Source organism: Rhizobium croatiense, assembly GCF_019793465.1.
Taxonomy (GTDB): Bacteria; Pseudomonadota; Alphaproteobacteria; order Rhizobiales; family Rhizobiaceae; genus Rhizobium; species Rhizobium croatiense.
On record NZ_JAILYJ010000004.1, the window covers coordinates 1 to 20,718 of the forward strand.

A 20,718-nucleotide genomic window follows, 5' to 3' on the forward strand; every position below is an offset into this window, starting at 1 on the left:
CAAGCCCAAGATCGTCGCAACCGTCGCCACCATGCGCAAGCTGCTCACTATCCTCAATGCCATCATCAGGGACGGACGACCATGGCAAAACGCTTGACAAAAAAGACAGTCGCTCTCCCCGAGGGGGAGAAGGGGAAAATGGCGCTTCGGCATCGATCTCATCATGTATTGCCTTGAAGGTCGCTTTCGTTCGGGCACTTCGCGAACGCCTTGCTCCCTCTTCTCCCCAGCGCAACGGGGAGAAGGTGGCCCGAAGGGTCGGATGAGGGGGCTGCCCAGCACACCTTCCAATATCGCTCTTCGCTTACGCCACCCCAGCCGCCATCTTCCCCCGCACCTTCAGAAACGCCGCCGTCAGCCGCGCCAGCACCGCCGAAGTCACCATCCCGTTCGCCCCGCCGACCGGATCGACGATGTGGATCTGCCGGAGATCCTCCATGAACTCGTCCCAGAGCGGCTGCCCGCCTTCTTCCAGAAGCTGCGCGCGAATGCTGAGATCCTCCGTCACCGGCAGGTGACGCCTGCCCCAGGCGCCGATCATGGCGAAGACGGGCACGAGCTGGATCGCCGGCTCCGTCAGGCTGTAGATTGCCTTCTGGCTGTGGCTCGGATCGTCCCGCTTGCTGATGAAGCCGAGCGAGAGCAGCCGTTTCAGCCGCGCCGCCAGAATATTGGAGGCGATCCCCTCCTCCGAATTGTTGAGCAGATCGCGGAAATGCCGGCGGTTGCCAAACATGATGTCGCGGATGATGATCAGGCTCCACCGGTCACCCAGCACTTCCATCGTCAGATTGATCGGGCAGCCGGACCGCAATTCAATATCCACGAAGCATCTCCTGTAAAAACCAGTTGCATTATAGGATCACTTATGGGAGAAAACAACTAGTTTCATATTGCAATCATATGGAGGACAGCATGGCCAAGGTGCGCGTTGCAGGGTTTTCCGTTTCCGTGGACGGTTTCGGCGCCGGCCCGGAGCAGAGCCTGAATGATCCCCTGGGAAAGCGGGGGCCGGAAATGTTCCAATGGTTCTTCCATACCCGCACCTTCCGCGCCATGACCGGCAAGGACGACGGCTCTGAAGGCATTGACCAGGATTATGCCGCCCGTGCCATGGCCGGTTTCGGCGCCTTCATCCTCGGCCGCAACATGTTCGGTCCGATCCGCGGCGAGTGGCCGGACGATGCCTGGAAAGGCTGGTGGGGTCCGAACCCGCCATACCAGGCGCCGACCTATATCCTCACCCATTACCCGCGCGAGCCGATCGTCATGGAAGGCGGCACAACCTTCCACTTCATCACCTCAGGCATCGAGGAAGCGCTCGACAAGGCGAAGGCTGCCGCGGGCGACAAGGACGTCAAGATCGGCGGCGGCGTGGCGACCGTGCGCCAATATCTGCAGGCCGGCCTGATCGATGAATTGCACTTCGCCATCGCCCCCGTCGTGCTCGGCAAAGGCGAAGCAATGTTTTCAGGCATCGACCTGCCGGACCTCGGCTTCCGCGTCACCGAACATGTCGCCAGCGAACACGCCACCCATATCGTGCTGGCAAAATAGCTGCCGGCTCAAGCCTGCTTCTTTGTGATGAGCGTCCGACCTAGCCAGGCATCACCCGGTATACGCATGCCGTTCCCTCGACGCCCCGCAGCGGGGCCTCGAAGGCGGCCAGCCGGTGGCCGGAAAGCAACTGGGCGACACCAGGTGCCGAAAACAGCGCTTCGGAAATGCAAATCTCGCCGGCATCGGCCAGCGACTGCACCCGGGCGGCGACATTGACGGTCTGTCCGAAATAATCGAGGTTGTCGTTCAAGGTCACGGCGATGGACGGGCCGCAATGGGCGCCGATCTTCAGGATGATGCTGGGATTGCCATGTTCGCTGTTGAAGCGCTCGATTTCCCCAAGCATATGCAACGCCGCCGAAACCGCATCGGCCGGGCGGGAGAAGGCAGCCATCACGGCATCGCCGATCGTCTTGACGATTGCGCCCGAATGCTCCTGCACCGTGGCGCCGAGCAAGGCGAAATGTTCGCGCACCAGCGCATAGGCGTTGAGATCGCCGATCCGTTCGTACATCGCGGTCGAGCCCTTGAGGTCGGTGAACAGCAGCGTCACCTGGCGGATGCCGAGCCCTTCCCTCTCGTCAACGCGCTCCGAGCGGAACAGACGCCGGAAGGTCTGGCGCGCCAACAGCATGCCGCCCGACATGTAGGGATCGAAGTCCAGAACCGGCTTGGTGCTCTGCGCCAGGATCTCCGGCGGCCAGTTGATCAGCAGCAGCGAGCCGCGCATGGTCGCCGAGTTCTCGATTTCAACGATGACAGGACCGGGCCGCACCGCCGGCAGCGAAGCGGAGAACCGCTGCCCGTCATATCGGACGCTCAGGCGCGTCGGCACCGTCACGGGCTCGCCTGCCACCGGCAGTACGAAGCTCGCCTGGGTCTGCACATTTATGCCGGCGAGCGCCCCGAGGCCGAGCTCCGCCCTCACCGTCGTGACCGACCCGGGCGCCAGAAAGGTCAGGCCGCGCACCATCCCCTTGAGGACGTCGAGAAAGCGGGCCTGCTGGCCGGGCAGCCGCGCTTCGCTCAGAAACCGCGCCTTCCAGTGAAAATCCTCGACCGAAAGCGAGACAGGATCGTGAAACGGCAGCCGGCGCAACTGCGGCGATACCGTGAAGGTCACTTCGATGAAGTCGTCGAGGTCCGTTTCGCCGGAGACGTCGCAAAGACCGCAGACATAGTGGGTCTTCAGCGTCCGCAGCGCGCCGAAACTGTCGAGCACCATGCCGGATTGGGGACAGACGACGTCCCAGCTCATCTCGAACAGACCGCTGCGCGTCGCATGGAGAAAGAGATCGATGCTTTCGGCCTCGGAGATCGCGTGGTCGCGCGCGAAAGCCAGCGGGTTGATGCGGTAGAGCGAGAAATCGTCGCCGCTGCGGATCAGGCTTTCGAATTTGGAGATGACGCGCGGGCCCCAGGACCGGGCAAGCTCCATCTCGGTCATCTTGCTGTCGAGGAGTCGTTCCTGAACATCGCTCATCTCACACCTGCGCCTCGATTGGCCAGACCATGGGATCCACGGCGGCTCCCGCAATTATAGCAAAAAACAGGCCATGCGTCCGCCTTCGGCAGCCTTGGACCCGGCAACGGCAAGGCTCGCCCGCCGGCCGCCGGACCGCGCCAAAATAGCTGTAGCTTTGCTTCGGAATAAGCTAGACTCGCTACGTCGGCCACTGGATCATCGGCGAGACCGCTTGAGAGACCACATCTGCTCTCGCCGCTTCATGGGGGGAACGACCGTGCTCCTATGCCAAATCCCGCTCGACGATTGCGAGATTGCCACTGTCACCGACGCCGTCCGGCAATGGTGCGAAGAGAGGAAGCTCGACATCGACGGCATCGAAGGCCGCCGTGCCATCGCGCTTGCCGTCGACCTCATCCAGACCAACCCCGGCCACGACCACGACCAGCTTCTTGCCGAACTGTCAAAACGGATGGCCCACCAGTAGCAGCGGCCATCGACGCGAGACACGGCGCTGCGGGGAAGCGACAGGGGAACCGTTCAAGCCGCACCAATAATGCGCTGATGCGGAAACATGCCGTGGCCTTTCTGGAAAACGGCCGCTTCCTTCGCTCAATGCCTGCCGTCCCCGCCTCGGCCACATCCGAGCCTTTCCAGGTAGGCGCAGAACATATCGGCCATCGCGTCCGCATAGGCCTCGATCTCCGCCGAACTGCGTGGAACCTCCGAAAACTGCTTTCCCACCGTGCCGAGCGTCGTGCCGATCAGGTCGCCGGCCAGCGCCCGGGTCGCCTCCGGCGCCAATGGCAGCGCCTCGCGCATGAACAATTCGATGATGCGGTCGCCCGATGCCCTTGCCGCCTGCGCCTCGGGCGCATCGCGATAGAGCGGGGCCGCGTCATGCAGTGCCACCCGCATCGCCGCCTCCTCGCATTCGGAGCGGAGAAAGGCGTGGACAAGGCGGCGCAGCCGGTCGAGCGGCGGCCTTTGCCCATTCTCCAGGATCGTCGCGAGCAGGCCGGTCGTCTCGCGCCACTCGTCGCTCTGCAGTCGGAAGAGGATCGCCGCCTTGTTGGGAAAATACTGGTAGATCGAACCGATGCTGACGCCCGCCCTTTCGGCCACCCGCGCCGTGGTGAAACGCTGGGCGCCTTCCCGCGCCAAAACCTGAGCAGCGGCATCGAGGATCGCCGCCACGAGCTCGTTGGAGCGAACCTGCTTCGGCAATTTTCGAGAGAAAATCCGGGTACTTGGCCGGTCTGTCATGGCGGCGTCCTGCAATGCGATTAGCAGATGCGACGAATTATTCGTATTTTTTTACCCGAGGCAACACCCTCCCAAATCCAAACGGAGATTCACCCATGACCACACTGACGACCGCGCCGCTGGCGCCCCTGCTCGATGCCCTGCTTGCGGAAGCCGACGCGGCGACGAGCCCTGCAATGTCGGGGCTTACAGGCGAGGAACGCATGCGCCTCATTGAGAGCAAGACCGAATATCTCGATCTCTACGGCCGCCTGAAGGACCTCTGGCTTCCCGTCTCGCGCGAAGCCGGTGCCCTGCTCTATATGCTGGCCCGCAGCAGCCGCGCCCGCACCATCGTCGAGTTCGGCACCTCCTTCGGCATCTCGACCCTCCATCTTGCCGCAGCCCTGCGTGACAATGGCGGCGGCCGGCTGATCACCAGCGAGTTCGAGCCCTCGAAGCTCACGCGGGCGCGCGAAAACCTGACGGCCGGCGGCCTGATCGACCTCGTCGACATAAGGGAGGGCGACGCCCTGCAAACGCTGAGCGTCGACATGCCCGAAACGATCGACCTCCTCTTCCTCGACGGCGCCAAGGCGCTCTATCGCGATATCCTGGAACTGGTGGAAGACCGCCTGAGACCGGGCGCCCTCATCGTCGCCGACAACGCCGATGTCAGCCCGGACTATCTCGCCCGCGTCCGCACCCCCGCCGCCGGCTACCTCTCGACGCCGTTCGCCGACGATATCGAGCTGTCGATGCGGGTTTAAGATCAGGGGCGGCGGCATGAAGAGTGTTTGCCTTCGCTTACGCTCAGAGCCCTCGCTCGCTCATCCGCCTGCCGCCTACCTTCTCCCCGCTGGGGAGGAGGGGCAAGCCGCTTTACCGCCATTCTTTCCCGAGGCCTCGAAGAAGGCGAGACGTTGCTACGATTCCGCTTCTCCCCTCGGGGGTCCCAAGGACGGGCGAAACCCGTGGCTCGCCCAGGCTGATGCCGGCAGGCAGATGAGGGGGCCACACGGCACATCCCCATTGCCTTGGGCAAATCGAACAACCCACCGCCCCCTCTTCACACTCGCAGCCCATCTTGCACATCCCCACTCCCTCGCCTAAGGCAATGCAACCTCCCTTTCGCAAGGCCGCCCGGTGCTTCGCTTCATCCTCCACGCCTTCGCCGCTCTCATCCTGACGCTGCTGACCCAGATCGGCGGCGTCGCCTATCTCATCGCCGTCGCCGCCGCGCGCATATGCGGCCTTAGTCAATTTCCCGCCAAGTTCGTGCTCTTCCTTTTCTGCTACGCCGCCGCGACCGTCGCCACACAGTTTGCCGCACCGGCATTCGGCCGCGTTCCACTCTCCTGCCTGTCGAGCGCCGAAGACAGGCTCATCGTCCGCTCGCCGATCTACTGCGCGCTGAACCGCAATTACGTCACGCCCAAGCTTCGCGATCTCGCAGAGGCGCTCGCCGCCCATATGGACGCGCAATTCCCCGGCACCGTCACCTTCGCGCTGGATGCGAATTTCCCCTTCGTCAACGGTTTCCCGCTGCTGCCGCATCTCTCGCATGCTGACGGCAAGAAGCTTGATTTCGCTTATTATTACAAGGATGCCGGCGATGCCTTCCTGAATGGCGCCACCCGCTCGCCGATCGGTTATTTCGCCTTCGAGGAGCCTGGCCCGGGCGACGAACTGCCCTGCGCGGGCCGCCATGACTGGCTCACCACCCGCTGGAATTTCGATGCGCTGCAGCCATTGTTCCCGGCCTACCGGATCGAGGAACAGCGCACCGCGGCGGCGGTCGCCTGGCTGACGACGGAAGGGGTCGCGCGCTTTGGCCTGCAGAAGATCTTCATCGAACCGCATTTGAAGAACGCGCTCGGCATCACCGACGCCCATGTCCGCTTTCAGGGCTGCCGGGCCGCCCGCCACGACGACCATCTTCATATCCAGATCGAGTGAGCGCAGTCGAACGCCAGCTCGCCTTCCGCTTGCACGAGCCGGGAAATCCGTTAGATCTGCCCAAGCACGAAAGCTTCCGCAGAAAGCTCTGATTTCGAGGTGGATTATGGGGCACCATATCGTCGCAGTCGTCGGATCGCCCGCCGCCGTGGCGGCAATTGCCCAGGCGGCAGATTGCCCTGAACCCACGGCACTGCCGTTCGGGCTTGAGATCGCTCCCTTGGGCGATCGGCAGATCGATCGACACGAAACTTCAGCCAGGCGCCTACCGCGACGGCTTCAGAAGCCTCTCGGCCGCGCTCGAGCAGGTTCTGACGACCGCCTCTGGACATGGCCGGCTGGCCTATATCGAGACGGAGTATTTCGGCGGAACCGGTTCCCAGGCAGCCGCCGCATTCGCGGACGGAGACATGATATTCAGCGCCGCAAAACCGGATACGCCGGACCCGATCGGCCCGGACGACCCGATCAACGCAGCCTTGCGACGTCTCGCAGTCGAGGCCGCCGGCCATGCCGACGCTTTCGCTGCTCTTGGGCTCGGCCGCTTCCGCAGCCTTGAACACCTCGGCCTTGACGAAGACGAGGATGACTAGAGTCCGGCAAAATCGATGCTTGGCCGCCGGATCGAACGTCGGCCGAATGATCCGTCTGCCATTTCGATCGGGCGCACGCCCCAACCATCCGTGGCACCCCTCTTTCCGGCTGCCGTCCGATTGGCTATTTTCGCCATCCATATCCCTAAACGAGAGGTTTGCTTGTGAGTGTCGGCCTGATTGCCCTGCTTGATGATGTTGCCGCGCTTGCAAAGGCGGCCGCTGCTTCCCTGGACGACGTGGTCGCTCAGGCAGGCAGAGCCGGCGCCAAAGCCGCCGGCGTCGTGATCGACGACGCTGCCGTCACGCCGCGTTATGTGACCGGCCTGTCGGCGGCGCGCGAACTGCCGATCATCGCGAAGATCGCCGTCGGCTCCCTCAAGAACAAACTTCTGTTCCTCCTGCCGGCAGCACTCGTCCTCAGCCTTCTGGTGCCGCAGGCGGTGACGCCGTTGCTCATGCTCGGCGGGCTCTACCTCTGCTACGAAGGCGCCGAAAAGGTCTACGAGCTCGTCGTCCCGCACGCAGCCCATTCACACGAGGCGGGGCTCGATTCGATCAGCATCGATCCGAAGACCTTCGAGGACGAAAAGGTCGCGAGCGCGATCAGGACCGATTTCATCCTGTCCGCCGAAATCGTGGCGATCACGCTCGGCTCCCTGTCCGAGTCGGGGCTGGCGATGCAGGCGCTGGTTCTCGCCCTGGTCGGAACCGTGATCACGGCTGCAGTCTACGGCGTCGTCGCTCTGATCGTGAAGGCGGACGATTTCGGCCTCTGGCTTGCCCAGCGCTCCTCCCCTTCTCAAGCCGGCGCGCCCCTGCGCATCCTCGGGCGCGGTCTGGTGAAGGGCATGCCTTATCTTCTCAAGGTGCTCGGCCTGATCGGGACAGCGGCGATGATCTGGGTCGGCGGCGGCATCATCGTGCACGGCGCCGAAACCTTCGGCCTCGCCTGGCTGAGCCATCTCCTCCACGATACCGGGGAAGCCGTCGCCCACGCAGTGCCGGCCGGCGGCGGCGTGCTTTCCTGGCTGGTTCAGGCGGCCGGCGCGGGTCTCGTTGGCATCCTCATCGGGCTGGCGACAATCCCGGCCGTCGGCTACATCGTTTCGCCCGCATGGCAGTGGTGCGCGACACGCCTGCGCCGGATAAGGACCGCCTGAGCGAGCGGCAGCAGGTTTGAATACCGCGCCACGGGTGGCGGAGCAGGCGCCATGATGGCTCCGAATCCTTCACCTGCCGGTCGGGCGGGCAAGGCAGGCGCGTTGCGGCCCGACCGGATGTCCCGACGACTTCAGCACCATCAACCGGCATCCCTTTCATCGTAAGCACGCTGCGCGCAGGCCGCCGCCGTCCTCTCCAAAGCGATCGGCAAGCCTGTCGCCTACAACGCCGTCTCCGACGACGCTTTCATCGCCATGCTGATCGGCGCCGGCGTACCGGCCAATTACGCAAGCTTTCTCGCCTCCATCTTCTATCCCGTCCGCCAGAACTGGTCCCGCCGTCGTGGCCGGCGATGTCGAGACGCTGACCGATCAGGCCCCGCGTTCCCTGCAGACTTATGCCGCCGATTATGCCGCAGCGTTGAAGGCGTAGTCAGAACGACGACGAATGCAGACGGCGGATCGCCGCCGTCTGCCCGCCGACACCAGGGATTACCGATTGGCCACTCCCCGGCTTGCACGCCTTGCTGCCGGTCTGGAGCAGCAACGGCGCTCCTCTGACACGGCGCCGCGCGTAAGCCGCGCCTATCGCAGCGGCAGCTCGTAACTCCGCTTCAGCGTTTCCATCGGCACGTCGGTCTTGACGCTGAGCACGCTCGGAATGCGCGTCAGGTGTCCGTGGACGGCAGGCCGATGACACCGGCCGCATTGCTCGCCGAGCTCAACGACCGAGGCAGGCGACACCGCGTCGGCCGGCTCGATCTGGTGGAAAACCGCTACATCGGCATGAAGTCGAGGGGCGTTTACGAGACACCCGGCGGCACGATTCTGCTTGCAGCCCACCGCGGCATCGAATCGATCACCCTCGATCGCGCCGCCGCGCATCTGAAGGATGAGCTCATGCCCCGCTACGCCGAGCTGATCTATAACGGTTTCTGGTTTTCTCCCGAACGGGACATGCTGCAAGCCCTCATCGACCGTAGCCAGGCCTTCGTCAGCGGCGAAGTCACGCTCAGGCTCTACAAGGGAAACGCCTCGGTCATATCCCGAGCCTCCCCTTCCTTCGCTCTATTCCGCCGATCTCGTCACTTTCGAGGAAGGGCGGGTCGCCTATAACAACCACGACGCCGAAGGTTCATCAGGCTCAACGGATTGCGCCTCAGAAACTGGGCCGCCCGTAACGGAAGACACCGCGCCTGAGCTCGCAGCGGCAAGCCTGATTGACCGCTTCCTGCCGCCGATCAACCCGATCGATAATCGTCGAACAATTTCAAACGATTTTAAAAATCGAGCGCCCAGAGTTAATCGATTTTAATTTTATTATTAAAATTTTCTTGTTGCGATGCAAAAGAAACTCGGCATTAACTTTTACAATGCTCAGTTTGTCGTTGGAGGGCCTCGCATGACTGTGACATTTCCGCTGACCGAGAAGCGCGACGCAGAAGCGTTGCTCAAGCATTTGACGCTGCATAAGCTCACCTATCCCGGAAACTGCGTCGTGTCGCTCAAGGCCCACGTCGCCCAGGTTTCGTCCTCGCACACGACAGCCCTCGGCACGGCCCGTACCGCCTGGTAGGCACTGCCGCTGACGATCCCCACCCTCACCTACTTGCCGGCGGCGAGGTGAGGGTGACATAGCTCCGGCGCCACCCGGCACGGATAGCGCCGAGAACCGCATCGAGGCATTCGACCTGGCTGAATCCATTGCACCGGTAGTTGCGTAGATATTCACACGCCGCCCAGCATGAATCATCGGCTGCCAGTTACAGAAAAGCGATCATTGCGGTATTTACGGAGTTCCCACCCCGCAATGCCGCCAGAGCGGAAACCGGATTCCGGCTCGGCCGAGCCAAATCGGATGTCTGACCCAAATGACCTATCTAAAACATGGCATGCTCGCTCTGGCATTCGTGCTGGCAGCCTTATTGCCCCTGCACCACGCGCAGGCCGAACAATGCGAAAAGGTCACCTTCGATGAGGCGCAATACGTAGTCTGCAGCTTGGAAGTGAGGAAAGTCGACCTACGTCTGTTCTGGAAGGGCGCTGACGGCGAGCCATACCGCGCTTTTTCAAGCCTTGCTGAAGCCGTTCGCGCCGAAGGGCGAAAGCTGACTTTCGCCGTCAATGCCGGCATGTACCGGGCCGACTTTTCGCCGATGGGACTGTATGTCGAGAACGGCAGGGAACTGAAACCCGCCAATATGGCGGCTGCCCAAAGCGCCGCCGGCCAGGTGCCGAATTTCTACAAGAAGCCGAATGGCGTGTTCTTTCTGGGCGAAGCCGGGGCCGGCATTCTTCCGACCGATGTGTTCCTCAAACTCGCCCCCAAGGCACGCTTCGCCACCCAGTCCGGCCCGATGCTCGTCATCGCCAACAGGCTCAATCCACTCTTCATCATCGGTTCGACGGACCGGACCCGCCGAAGCGGTGTCGGTGTCTGCGAGAACGGGATCGTTCGCTTCGCGATCAGCGAAGACGGTGTGAATTTCCACGATTTCGCGCGGCTCTTCCGCGATCGTCTGCAATGTCCCGACGCCTTGTTTCTCGATGGTGGACGCGGCGTCGGACTTTACAATCCGGAGATGGGACGCAACGACTGGTCCTGGCACGGCGGCTATGGCCCGCTCTTCGGGCTGGTGGAATAGCGCGCGGGAAATTGCATCGACACCCGCAATCCTCAGCCGGCCTTTGCATTCGGCCGAACATCGATATCGACCGTGACGGAGAAAAACGGGCGCCCGACTGACAGGCGATTTTTCATCCCGTCGTCGCGGTCAGATCGCCGGCGAGGCCGGCAAGGCTTCGTCGATGTCTTCAGGAATAAAACCGCCGGTCTGGCGTTTCCACAGCCGGGCAAACAGACCATCCCGTTCCACGAGTTCGTCCGGCCTGCCCTCTTCCACGATCCGCCCGTGATCGAGCACGACGATCCGGTCCATCCTGGCAATGGTTGAAAGCCGATGTGCGATGGCGATCACCGTCTTTCCCTCCATGACGAGGTTCAGCCTATCCTGGATGGCGGCTTCGGATTCGCTATCGAGGGCCGAGGTCGCCTCGTCAAGCACCAGGATCGGCGCGTTCTTCAGCAGTACGCGGGCGATGGCGACACGCTGGCGCTGGCCGCCTGACAGCTTTATGCCGCGGTCGCCGACGAAGGCGTCATAACCCTTACGGCCTTCACCGTCGGCAAGATCGGCGATGAAGCCATCGGCACTCGCCATCTTCGTCACCCTTTCGATCTCTTCCTGCGTCGCCTCCGGCCGGCCATAGCGGATATTGTCGCCGACCGAGCGGTGCAGCAGCGCGACGTCCTGCGCGATCACGCCGATGGCGCGGCGAAGGCTTGACTGCGTGACCGCGCGAATATCCTGTCCATCGATCAGGATCGCGCCCGCCTTGATGTCGTAGAAGCGCAGGAGCAGGTTTGCGACCGTGGTCTTGCCTGCCCCCGAGAGGCCGACCAGCCCCACCTTCTCGCCCGGCCGCACCGTCAGCGACAGATCGTCGATTACGGACTTGCCCGATTTATAGGCGAAACGGACGTTCTCAAACCGGATCTCACCCTGTTGCACGGCAAGTTCGCTCGCATCCGGCCTGTCGCTGATCGTCGGCGGCGTCGTCATGACGGGCATGGCGTCCTTGATCGTGCCGATCGCCTGGAAGATCTGCTGGCCCATCTGCAGGAAGACGAAGATCTGCGACGACAGCCGGTTGAGGATGTAGACCGCGCCGACGAACTCGCCGACGGTGAGGAAGCCTTTGACGAGGCCGGAAAATCCGATCGACAGCATGACCAGCCACAGCAGGGTGTTGAGAACCACGACGGTCACTTCCGACGAGCGATAGATACGCTGCTCGCTGTGCTGCGTTTGCACGGCCTTCTGAATGATGCGGCGGATTGCACCTGCCTCACTGTCTTCGGCCGCAAACTGCTTGATCATCTGCATGTTGGTGTAGAGATCGGTGATGGCGCCGGCCACCATGCTGCGCTGCTTGGCCGTGCGGCGCGAGCGCTCGACGAAAACAGGCACGATCCTGGCGGTGAATGCGACGTTGAGCACGATCCAGACGACGACCGGCACGGCAAGCTGCCAGGCCAGAGCGCTGAGCAGGACGACGGAGCCGACCAGTTGCATCAGGAAGCGCGGGATGGACTGGAAGCCGGCAAGGATCTGCTGCTGGACGGCGGAAGACACCTGCTGCAGTCGCGAGGAAACCTGGCCGGCATAGAGATCATGGAAGAAGGCAAGGTCCTGCCGCTCCACCGCCTTGTGTCCCTGCCACTGAATGGCAGCCGGCATGGCGATGCCCAATGTATGCGAGCTTAGCGTGTTGAGCGTGAAGGAAACGATCGGCATCACGGGAAAGATCAGAAAGCCGAGGACAGCAAGCAGCAGCCATTCCTTCTCCAGGAAGGCGGCAGCACCCTGTTGCGTCACGCCATCGACGATGACCGAAAGCCCCCAGACGATTGTCAGGTTGATCACCTCGAACACTATGGAGCAAAGCGCAAGTGTAATCAGAACGCCGCGAAACATCGAAATGAAGTGCAGAAGGACGGCCACTGGCCCCTTAGACGGCAGTGGCCGATATGCAATATCGAGCGGCCTGATCCAGGTTTCGAAAGGACGATAGATCGCATCTGAGATCGACATTGGCCACCCGGATCAAATGGGGAAGAGACGTGGACTCAACTACGCCAGGTCGCATGGGATCATCTTCCGACCTCAACCTCAATTAGAAATTTCAAAATGATCGAATGGGGCGTTATCGCGATGGCTCGGGCCCGGGAAGCAACGTCGCAATGTCCAATTGCCGTCACTATCCGATTGAGGCAGGATGCGGCGTGTGAAGAGACGCAGAGGTTGAACGCACGCGCATGCTGACGGGCTCATGTCATTGCGGCAAGACGAGTTGGACGCTCGAGGGCGATCCCGGCTCGATTACGGCTTGCAACTGCACCCTCTGCCGACGCTACGGCGTTCTGTGGGCCTATGACTATGAGGGGGAGCGTATCGCTCTGACCGGGCAGACCGCTTCCTATACCCGCGCAGGCAGGGAGAACTCATCTCTCGAAATCCTGTTCTGCCCCTCCTGCGCCTGCGTTTTGAGCTGGCGCGGCCTGCGGCTTCAAAAGGATGGCCGTCGCCGGATGGCCGTCAACATTCGGCTTGCGCCCCCGGATCTCGTGGCTGATTTGCCTATCGATCACTTCGATGGGCTTGAGACGTTCGAAGACCTTCCCTCCCAGGGACGCTGCGTGCGCGATCTCTGGTTCTGAAAACCCGCCATGCACCGGCCTCGGCCGGGGCGCCGATCGTCCGCGCCGGGCGGGCTCAACCGCGCCGGGCGGCCTCGATCGCAGCAACGTCGATCTTCCGCATGGTCATCATCGCATCAAAGGCGCGCTTTGCCTCGCCACCACCTGCGGCCAGCGCCTCGGTCAGCACCCGCGGCGTAATCTGCCAGGACACGCCCCATTTATCTTTACACCAGCCGCATTCGCTTTCCTGGCCGCCATTGCCGACAATGGCGTTCCAATAGCGGTCGGTTTCTTCCTGATCCTCGGTTGCGATCTGAAATGAGAAAGCTTCGCTGTGTTTGAACGTAGGACCGCCGTTCAGTCCAATGCAAGGAATACCCGCAACAGTGAATTCGACAACCAACACGTCTCCCTGCTTGCCCTCGGGATAATCTCCCGGCGCACGAATGACAGCACCGACGGCGCTGTCCGGAAAGGTCGCGGCATAAAAGCGGGCGGCGGCCTCAGCCTCTTTGTCGTACCATACGCAAATCGTATTCTTTGCCATCACGGGCCCTTTCGCTCTTCGTTTTCTACTCCTCTCTGAAGTAAGAGCCGAACCGTCTTTCTCCAGCCTATGCAGAATATTTCCTGCAGATGAGGATCGAGCTGCCACGTCGGCGGCGCTGGCCATGGCAAAGCATCGAGCCGGGGCCTCAATCGACGCTGCAGAAGTTCGCGCCGGCATCGAAATGGGACCTGAAGCCGTTACATGAATCAAATTCCATGCGGCGCAGTTTTTGTGTCCTCAACACAAAACTCGTGTCAGACTGCCATGCCTGCGCGACAATCGAGAGGCCGAAGCCATGCACAAGTTCACCGTATCAATTACCCGCGAGATCGAGGCCGATACCGCCGAGGAGGCCGCTCTGCTCCTGTATCAGGAATTATCAAGAGGGCCGGTTCCTGACGCCTACTCGGTCACCGACGAGACGCAGGTGACGACCGAGGTCAAGCTGGACCGGAATAAAGCTGACGAGTTTGCCAGCATCGATCACACCGCCGACCCCGGCAACTGGTAGCTGCAGGAAAGCCCCTGGGCTGGCAATCCTGCCGGAATTCCTTGCACTTTCGCTTGTGTTTATTTCGAACTTCCTCATACCCGTTTCGGCTATTTTGATCGCGCGAATGCTCAAGCGGCATAGATGGCTGCCGCATGCATTGGCATTTTTATGCGTGTTTTTCTCGCCGATCACTCTCGCCATTTTGGCAACGCCGACGATGCCGCCGGGAGAAGAGGCCGCGGCTGGCGCCGGTATCTTCTGATTCCCGTCGTGGTGGAAATACCGATCGTACTCGTTGTTTACGCCATCGCTCTGCTTTATTTGCGTTTAGCGCGACAAGGCCCCTCCGCCTCGCATTCATCCTCCTGAATTAGGAAAGAACGTGACCACACCAATCAAAGTAGCCGTCGCCGGCGCGAACGGCCGCATGGGGAGAGCCATCTTGCCGCTGCTGGCGGCCGATCCGGATCTTGACTTTATCGGCGGCATCGGCCGTGACGGCGCCGCAGGCGCCGGGTTGATCGATCGTTCGGCTGCGATGGCGGCCGCCGATGTGATCCTGGATTTCTCGACGGGAGCTGCTGCCGCCGAACTTGCCGGCCTATGCGCCGCGGCGGGCGGACCGGCTCTGGTGATCGGCGCCACAGGTTTCGAATCGGATGAGCTCGAGCGGATCGCCGCGGCCGCGCGCACCATTCCGATCCTGCGCTCCGGCAATTTCTCGATCGGCGTCAACATGCTGGCCGGCCTGGTCACCCAGGCCGCGCGCGCCCTTCCTGCCCATGGTTGGGATATCGAAATCCTGGAAGCGCATCACAACAAGAAGATCGACGCGCCATCCGGCACGGCGCTGATGCTCGGCGAAGCGGCCGCCGAAGGACGCGGCGTTTCCCTCGCATCCGTCGAGCGGCACGGCCGCGACGGCATCACTGGTGAGCGGCCGCCTGGCGAGATCGGCTTCGCCGTACTGCGCGCCGGCGGGCTCGTCGGAGAACACAAGGTGCTGTTTGCCTCCGCCGAGGAAGTTGTCACGCTTTCGCATTCGGCTCTCGATCGCGGCATGTTCGCCCGCGGCGCGCTTGCCGCCGCCCGGTGGATCGCGGGGCGCATGCCCGGCGAATACAATATGCGGAACGTCCTGGGCCTGACGTGAGAAGGCGAACAGACGCTGCGCGCACCACGATCAGCCCTCATCCTGAGGTGCCCCGAAGGGGCCTCGAAGGATCATCCTGAGGTGCCTCAAAGGACGAGGGCGGATGATCGGAGTATCGCCGAGGCGACGACAAACCGCTACGCGAAGAAAATCCGCGTAATGTCTAATCGACGATACGGCGCGCCATCATCACGTCGTCGATTTCCCTGCCCTCCTCCAGCACCCCGCCGGGAATCCTGCCGATCTCGGAGAAACCCTGACGTTGGTAGAACCGAATTGCCGCCGGGTTCTCCGCACTGACGAACAGTTCCAGCTGCCGGACGCCGATATCACGCGCGTGATCCGAGATCGTCTCCAGCAGCTTCCCGGCAAGACCCGTTCCACGCAGCTCTGCGCGGACATAGACCATGATGATGGTGGCGCGATGGATCATCTTGCTCGGCCGCTGCCGAAGCAGGCCCATAATGCCGACCGGTTCGCCGTTCTGAAACGCGACAAAAACCGGGTCGCTGAGTCGATTGCGCCACTCCTCGATGGAAAGAGCCTCCCAGTCTTCGTAGCGGCTGGCAAAGAGGGATGGTTCGGCGCGCAGCGCTTCCAGACGGACACGCCGGAAAGACTCCACCTCGTCTGCCTGGATAAGCCTGATCGTCACACAGCACGCATCCATCGAAACCTCCTGCAATCAACGCGATACTGTCAATACTGACAGTTCGGGACAATGCATTCGAGGTCCGTGCCGACAAGGGGGGGTATTTCCGCGCAGTGGCGCGGCGTCTTGGAAGATGCGCAAAGGACGCCGAAACAGTGACAAACGCGTATCGGCCTTATTTCCGGCTGATGCGTATGGGGTCCAGCAGGCGTTGCGCCTGCGGTACTCCGCCGGTCACTGCATCGGCGTTCCCACCCGACCGCCCTTTCGTGCGACCGATGAATCGAATGGCTCCCCCGCCGGCGAATTCGTTGGCCGGAGGTCCCATTGATCAGATAGCCGGACGGGTGGTTCATAGGGCGCAGGCGCGGGAGTTGACCCTACAACTAGGTCATCTGGCCGGATCGGCGCACTGCCGACCGTCCCGGTCGCAGTGTCATCGATCATGCGGTCGGCGATGGAATGGCTTGGCCCGTCCGCGTCGAACGGTGCGATCTGATGGATGACGACGAGAAGGACTACCCCAACCGCCGAGCACACGAGCGCGTAGAGAACAAAATATTTCAGCGCATATCCCTCGCTGTTGGCAGAACGACATTGACAGAACTGCGAATGATATTTCCACATCTTTGATGGATACTTACAAAAAAGGCAATGAATTTTAAAGTTACCCGGAGTGATTAGAAATCACTGCACGAAATCGCTAACAATATTAAAAATTACCTCACGTAATGATCGATTTCATCGTGCGCGTCGCGGCTAAGATGAAAGATCCTCATATAACGGCTATCGCCCGCGCCCCTCACACTCTCCGGTACCGCGCTCGAAATTGGCTTGGGCTGCAGCTTTCACGCTCGTGAAAGAGGCGCGAGAAATAAACGGATCGTCGATGCCTGGCGAGCCGCGCCACCTCCTCGACCTGGCGCAGCGCTACAACGGGGTGCCGCTCGGCGATCAGGCGCAGGCGTCCATCACTGGAGCCTCGGGGATATGCTGTAGCGTCGATGGCCGCACAGGAAGCGAGGCCGCCACCCGTTTCCTGATGTCCGGCTGAATGCCTCACGAAGCCATGCCCGCGTAGCGTCGTGGTCGCCCGTTCACAGGAGCGGCAAGACAGCGTGGGCAATATCGGCTAGACTGCCTGCGTCAACAGCTTGCTTTGAGGAGGTTCTGTCAGGGGCCGGCAGCCGTTGGCGCGGGGGATCCGATGTCGGCAATCGCAACTCTGTTTCAGGAGGCCGCCCGGCTTGCCGCCGGGTTTCGGGAAACGGCCTTTGCCCGCCATGTGCCAAGCAACGATTACGCCGCCTGCCTTGCCGTCTTCGACGAGCCGCTTTCGGCTGCCGGGTCCGATATGCTCGATGTCATCCGGCAGCTTTCCGACGGCGCCGAACCCGGACTGCATGCAACCACCGGCCCGCGCTTTTTCGGCTGGGTCATCGGCGGCTCCCATCCGGTCGGCGTCGCAGCCGATTTTCTCACCAGCGCCTGGGGCCAGAACGCCGGAAACCATTTCGCCGCTCCGGCAGCGGCTGCCGTTGAAGCCACGGCGGCACGATGGCTTCTCGATCTCCTGAAACTGCCGGCTGAAAGCTCGGTCGGCTTCGTGACCGGTGCCACGGTGGCAAATTTCACCTGCCTTGCCGCCGCTCGCGGCGAGGTGCTGCGAAAGGTCGGCTGGGATGCCGATGCCGACGGCCTGTTCGGCGCGCCAGCAGTCACCGTGCTGATCGGCGACGATGCCCATACAACCGTCTTCTCCGCGCTTCAGTTCCTCGGTTTCGGGCATGACCGTGTGGTACGCCTGCCCACCGACGCGATGGGCCGGATCGACCCAGCGGCACTTCCCGGCGCGCTTGACGCGGTCGCCGGCCCCTTGGTCGCCGTTCTTCAGGCCGGCCAGATCAATACCGGCGCGTTCGACGATTTTGACAGGCTCATCCCGCCGCTGAAGGCGAAAGGCGCCTGGGTGCATGTCGACGGCGCCTTCGGCCTGTGGGCGCAGGCATCGGCGAAGGTGAGCCATCTCAGCCGCGGCATCGAAGCGGCCGACAGTTGGGCGACCGACGGCCATAAATGGCTGCAGACGCCCTATGATTGCGGCTATGCGATCGTCCGCGATGAACTCGCCCATCGTCGCGCCATGACGATCGCCGCAAGCTACCTGCCGCTCGCCGGCGAAGGTGAACGTGACCCCTCCCATTACGTGCCGGAGCTTTCGCGACGGGCACGCGGTTTCGCCACCTGGGCGATGCTGAAGCATTTCGGCCGCAACGGCATCGAGGCCCTCATCGACCAATGCTGCGCCTCGGCCCGCCTGATGGCCGACCGGCTCGCGCGCGAACCCGGCATTGCCATTCTGAACGAGGTGGCGCTGAACCAGCTCGTCGTCCATTTCGCAGCCGATCGCCTGGACGACGAAAGCGACGCGCTGACGCGAAAGGTGATCGAAAAGATCCAGGCGGACGGCATCCTCTTCGCCGGCGGCGCCAAATGGCGCGGCCGCGACGTCCTGCGCCTCTCCGTCAGCAATTACCAGACGACATCGGACGAGGCGGAACTGGCAGCGGAGAGCATCATCGCCGCCTTCAGGAGCGTCGGCCAAGGGTGATCCACGAGGCGGCGGCGCCGCTATCCTGTTCCGTTCGTCTTCCCATTGCCACAGACAGCGACTATAGCTCGCCGCCCATTCGGACCGGGCAAGGAGAGATCCATGAACACCAATGACGTTGCCGCCCATTGGGAGAGCAATGCGGAGACCTGGACGATCTATTCCAGGGCAGGTTACGACAAATATCGCGACGCGCTGAACACACCGGCTTTTCTGAATATGCTGCCGCCTGTCGCGGGTCTTGCAGGGCTCGATCTCGGCTGCGGCGAAGGCTTCAATACCCGCGCCGTCGCTCGTCTCGGCGCCCGCATGACGGGCCTCGATATTGCCCCAACCTTTATTCGCTATGCCCGCGAGAGCGAGACCCAGGCGCCGCTGGGCATCGACTACGTGCTCGGCGACGGCCAGAGCATCGATTTTCCCGAGGCGAGTTTCGACTTCGTCACCGCCTTCATGTCGATGATGGACATGGCCAACCAGCGTGGCGTGCTGAGGGGCGTCCACCGCATCCTAAAATCCGGCGGCTTTCTGCAGTTTTCTATCCTGCACCCCTGTTTCGTGCCGCCCAAGCGCCGAAATGTCCGCAACGAGGCGGGCGAGCCAATCGCGGTAGAAATCGCCGATTATTTCGACGAGAGCGACGGCCGGATCGAGCGCTGGATCTTTTCATCCATGCCTCAAGGCGAACGGGCGACGCTGACACCGTTCTCCATTCCGCGCTTTCACCGCACGCTTACGAGTTGGGTTTCGATGATCGTCGAAGCCGGGCTTGTCATCGAGGCCTTCGGCGAGCCCATGGCTTCACCCGAAGTGGCGTTGGCCGAGCCCGTCGTTGCCGACACCCGCGTTGCGCCGATCTTCCTTCATGTCAGAGCGCGCAAGCCATAGGCCCGCCGCTATCCAGGTTTGGGAACGAACGTCAAGGAACTGAGAATTCCGCTTCGTGACTGGCGGCCTGCCTCATCGTCGGACGGCGACGACGGAGCTTGCGCGGTAACGCGACAGCTGCACCCGGTTGGATTGGTTGCCGCCGAAGAGGTAGACGTACTGACGCCGCTGGTCGAAATGGTCGAACAGGCTGACGTGGAAACGCCTGCCGCTTCGGATCACCACCACGTCGCCGCGCCTGGCCGAGCGGGCGACGACCGGCTTGCCGAACTTCATCCAGGACCGCGCCATGTTGGGATTATCAGGCGGCTGCCGCGAGGATCGTTTGGCGACAAAGGCGAGGAACGCGCCGCACCAGGATATTCTGCGGGGATTTACGCCGAGGAAGGAGATGGAGCGTTCATGCATGCGGTCATATCTTGAAGCCGTACCAAGCATGTCGGCTTCGCAGGGGACAGCAAAAAGCGTGAGGGCTATGACGAGAATAATTTTCATTGTTTCTCACCATTGTTTGGATAATTTGGAACATCAGAAATGTGGCGAAGAAAAAATCGCGGCCGGGAACGTATATTCGAATCATGGCGGCAATTAGAAACAATCTGACGGGGAATTTTTCTAAATTACGCAGACAATCGCCGCAGCATTCAATGGCTATACTGTCTCGGAAAGGTCATCTCGGAACGTTCGGCGTATCGCAGAGAAAACCTGAATTCTGCCGCAGAATGGGACATCGTCGACAAGCCACATTGGATGACGTCGCATAGCGCCGTCATCGCCCGCACGAATTATAGTTCCAACGACACAGATAATACTTTCGGTGCAGACGGTAATACGTCGTCGTCTTTGAGACTTGTGAGATCAGGCCTTGACGGAGATCGCACTCAGCTCCTCAAGATCGAGATCCCGCTCCAGCTCGTGCAACGTTTCGTCCATCGATCTCGCCGGCGCGATGAAGCCGGATGAGTTCCCGACGTCCCGTTGCAACAGCCTCGAGGACGACATCGAAGTGAGCATGAAGCGCCGGCATGTAGTGCTCCGTCCTCGCAGCGTAGTCGACCGAGCTCCCCTGCCGGCAGCGCGACGGACGGCGGCAGTCCGAGCCGGTGGGCGGCATAGTGCAGCG

General features: G+C 62.0%; 20 protein-coding genes and 5 pseudogenes. 16 read left to right on the forward strand and 9 right to left on the reverse strand.

The genetic code is table 11. The annotated features are described in order from the left end of the window. Positions 1-97 (forward strand): annotated as a pseudogene (locus K6M89_RS07945) (IS110 family transposase); the annotation flags it as partial. A 207-nt stretch (positions 98-304) separates the two neighbouring features. On the opposite strand, the gene K6M89_RS07950 reads toward K6M89_RS07945, so the two are convergent. Further along, positions 305-826 (reverse strand): winged helix-turn-helix transcriptional regulator, encoded by a 522-nt coding sequence (locus K6M89_RS07950; RefSeq protein WP_222139035.1) that lies wholly within the window; start codon positions 824-826, stop codon positions 305-307. A gap of 89 nt (positions 827-915) precedes the next feature. Between K6M89_RS07950 and K6M89_RS07955 the strand changes: the two genes are divergently transcribed. Then, positions 916-1,557: a dihydrofolate reductase family protein gene (locus K6M89_RS07955; RefSeq protein WP_222139036.1), complete on the forward strand. Its 642-nt coding sequence runs from the start codon at positions 916-918 to the stop codon at positions 1,555-1,557. 40 nt (positions 1,558-1,597) lie between these two features. On the opposite strand, the gene K6M89_RS07960 is transcribed toward K6M89_RS07955, so the two are convergent. Continuing rightward, a complete protein-coding gene (locus K6M89_RS07960; RefSeq protein WP_222139037.1) occupies positions 1,598-3,043 on the reverse strand; it encodes an adenylate/guanylate cyclase domain-containing protein in 1,446 nt (481 codons plus the stop codon). A 244-nt stretch (positions 3,044-3,287) separates the two neighbouring features. Here K6M89_RS07960 and K6M89_RS07965 point away from each other — a divergent pair, with 244 nt between their 5' ends. Then, positions 3,288-3,512: a hypothetical protein gene (locus K6M89_RS07965; RefSeq protein ID WP_170964881.1), complete on the forward strand. Its 225-nt coding sequence runs from the start codon at positions 3,288-3,290 to the stop codon at positions 3,510-3,512. 125 nt (positions 3,513-3,637) lie between these two features. Here the strand turns inward: K6M89_RS07965 and K6M89_RS07970 are convergent, their stop codons facing one another. Further along, positions 3,638-4,291, reverse strand: a complete 654-nt coding sequence (locus tag K6M89_RS07970; RefSeq protein WP_222139038.1) for a TetR/AcrR family transcriptional regulator — start codon at positions 4,289-4,291, stop codon at positions 3,638-3,640. 95 nt (positions 4,292-4,386) lie between these two features. Between K6M89_RS07970 and K6M89_RS07975 the strand changes: the two genes are divergently transcribed. The 5 genes and pseudogenes from K6M89_RS07975 to K6M89_RS30955 all read left to right on the forward strand — a co-directional run. Beyond that, a complete protein-coding gene (locus K6M89_RS07975; RefSeq protein WP_222139039.1) occupies positions 4,387-5,040 on the forward strand; it encodes an O-methyltransferase in 654 nt (217 codons plus the stop codon). Between the two features lie 376 nt (positions 5,041-5,416). Beyond that, positions 5,417-6,229: a hypothetical protein gene (locus K6M89_RS07980; protein WP_222139040.1), complete on the forward strand. Its 813-nt coding sequence runs from the start codon at positions 5,417-5,419 to the stop codon at positions 6,227-6,229. Between the two features lie 206 nt (positions 6,230-6,435). Then, positions 6,436-6,822, forward strand: a complete 387-nt coding sequence (locus K6M89_RS07985) for a hypothetical protein (RefSeq protein WP_222139041.1) — start codon at positions 6,436-6,438, stop codon at positions 6,820-6,822. Between the two features lie 164 nt (positions 6,823-6,986). Further along, positions 6,987-7,985 (forward strand): DUF808 domain-containing protein, encoded by a 999-nt coding sequence (locus K6M89_RS07990; RefSeq protein ID WP_222139042.1) that lies wholly within the window; start codon positions 6,987-6,989, stop codon positions 7,983-7,985. A gap of 177 nt (positions 7,986-8,162) precedes the next feature. Continuing rightward, positions 8,163-8,418: pseudogene (locus K6M89_RS30955) on the forward strand (SDR family NAD(P)-dependent oxidoreductase); the annotation flags it as partial. A 152-nt stretch (positions 8,419-8,570) separates the two neighbouring features. On the opposite strand, the pseudogene K6M89_RS30960 reads toward K6M89_RS30955, so the two are convergent. Then, positions 8,571-8,660: pseudogene (locus tag K6M89_RS30960) on the reverse strand (Lrp/AsnC family transcriptional regulator); the annotation flags it as partial. Here K6M89_RS30960 and K6M89_RS07995 point away from each other — a divergent pair. The 3 genes and pseudogenes from K6M89_RS07995 to K6M89_RS08005 form a co-directional block, all read left to right on the forward strand. Next, positions 8,658-9,185 (forward strand): annotated as a pseudogene (locus K6M89_RS07995) (adenine nucleotide alpha hydrolase family protein); the annotation flags it as partial. The pseudogenes K6M89_RS30960 and K6M89_RS07995 sit on opposite strands and share 3 nt — an antisense overlap. A gap of 202 nt (positions 9,186-9,387) precedes the next feature. Continuing rightward, positions 9,388-9,561: a hypothetical protein gene (locus K6M89_RS08000; protein ID WP_016733396.1), complete on the forward strand. Its 174-nt coding sequence runs from the start codon at positions 9,388-9,390 to the stop codon at positions 9,559-9,561. 295 nt (positions 9,562-9,856) lie between these two features. Then, on the forward strand, positions 9,857-10,630 hold the full coding sequence (locus K6M89_RS08005; protein ID WP_222139043.1) for a phosphodiester glycosidase family protein: 774 nt from the start codon (positions 9,857-9,859) through the stop codon (positions 10,628-10,630). A gap of 129 nt (positions 10,631-10,759) precedes the next feature. On the opposite strand, the gene K6M89_RS08010 is transcribed toward K6M89_RS08005, so the two are convergent. Continuing rightward, positions 10,760-12,640: an ABC transporter ATP-binding protein gene (locus K6M89_RS08010; RefSeq protein ID WP_222139044.1), complete on the reverse strand. Its 1,881-nt coding sequence runs from the start codon at positions 12,638-12,640 to the stop codon at positions 10,760-10,762. 224 nt (positions 12,641-12,864) lie between these two features. On the opposite strand from K6M89_RS08010, the gene K6M89_RS08015 reads away from it, so the two are divergent. Beyond that, the gene (locus K6M89_RS08015; protein ID WP_009995622.1) at positions 12,865-13,266 is read left to right on the forward strand and encodes a GFA family protein; all 402 of its coding nucleotides are present in this window, start codon (positions 12,865-12,867) and stop codon (positions 13,264-13,266) included. Between the two features lie 55 nt (positions 13,267-13,321). Here the strand turns inward: K6M89_RS08015 and K6M89_RS08020 are convergent, their stop codons facing one another. Beyond that, positions 13,322-13,795 carry a VOC family protein gene (locus K6M89_RS08020; protein WP_039620534.1) on the reverse strand — a complete coding sequence of 158 codons (474 nt, stop codon included), beginning with the start codon at positions 13,793-13,795 and terminating at the stop codon, positions 13,322-13,324. 298 nt (positions 13,796-14,093) lie between these two features. Here K6M89_RS08020 and K6M89_RS08025 point away from each other — a divergent pair, with 298 nt between their 5' ends. Both K6M89_RS08025 and dapB read left to right on the forward strand, forming a co-directional pair. Continuing rightward, the gene (locus K6M89_RS08025) at positions 14,094-14,309 is read left to right on the forward strand and encodes a hypothetical protein (RefSeq protein WP_222139045.1); all 216 of its coding nucleotides are present in this window, start codon (positions 14,094-14,096) and stop codon (positions 14,307-14,309) included. Between the two features lie 364 nt (positions 14,310-14,673). Beyond that, positions 14,674-15,444 carry a 4-hydroxy-tetrahydrodipicolinate reductase gene (dapB, locus tag K6M89_RS08030; RefSeq protein WP_222139046.1) on the forward strand — a complete coding sequence of 257 codons (771 nt, stop codon included), beginning with the start codon at positions 14,674-14,676 and terminating at the stop codon, positions 15,442-15,444. A gap of 163 nt (positions 15,445-15,607) precedes the next feature. Here dapB and K6M89_RS08035 read toward each other — a convergent pair whose 3' ends face one another. Beyond that, positions 15,608-16,114, reverse strand: a complete 507-nt coding sequence (locus K6M89_RS08035) for a GNAT family N-acetyltransferase (protein WP_222139270.1) — start codon at positions 16,112-16,114, stop codon at positions 15,608-15,610. Positions 16,115-17,303: 1,189 nt separating this feature from the next. Between K6M89_RS08035 and K6M89_RS08040 the strand changes: the two genes are divergently transcribed. Beyond that, positions 17,304-18,707 (forward strand): pyridoxal phosphate-dependent decarboxylase family protein, encoded by a 1,404-nt coding sequence (locus tag K6M89_RS08040; protein WP_222139047.1) that lies wholly within the window; start codon positions 17,304-17,306, stop codon positions 18,705-18,707. A gap of 102 nt (positions 18,708-18,809) precedes the next feature. Next, positions 18,810-19,595 (forward strand): class I SAM-dependent methyltransferase, encoded by a 786-nt coding sequence (locus K6M89_RS08045; RefSeq protein WP_222139048.1) that lies wholly within the window; start codon positions 18,810-18,812, stop codon positions 19,593-19,595. Positions 19,596-19,667: 72 nt separating this feature from the next. Here K6M89_RS08045 and K6M89_RS08050 read toward each other — a convergent pair whose 3' ends face one another. After that, positions 19,668-20,090 (reverse strand): TIGR02594 family protein, encoded by a 423-nt coding sequence (locus tag K6M89_RS08050; RefSeq protein WP_222139049.1) that lies wholly within the window; start codon positions 20,088-20,090, stop codon positions 19,668-19,670. A 363-nt stretch (positions 20,091-20,453) separates the two neighbouring features. Next, a pseudogene (locus tag K6M89_RS08055) lies at positions 20,454-20,652 on the reverse strand (Na+/H+ antiporter); the annotation flags it as partial. Positions 20,653-20,718 lie beyond the last annotated feature (66 nt).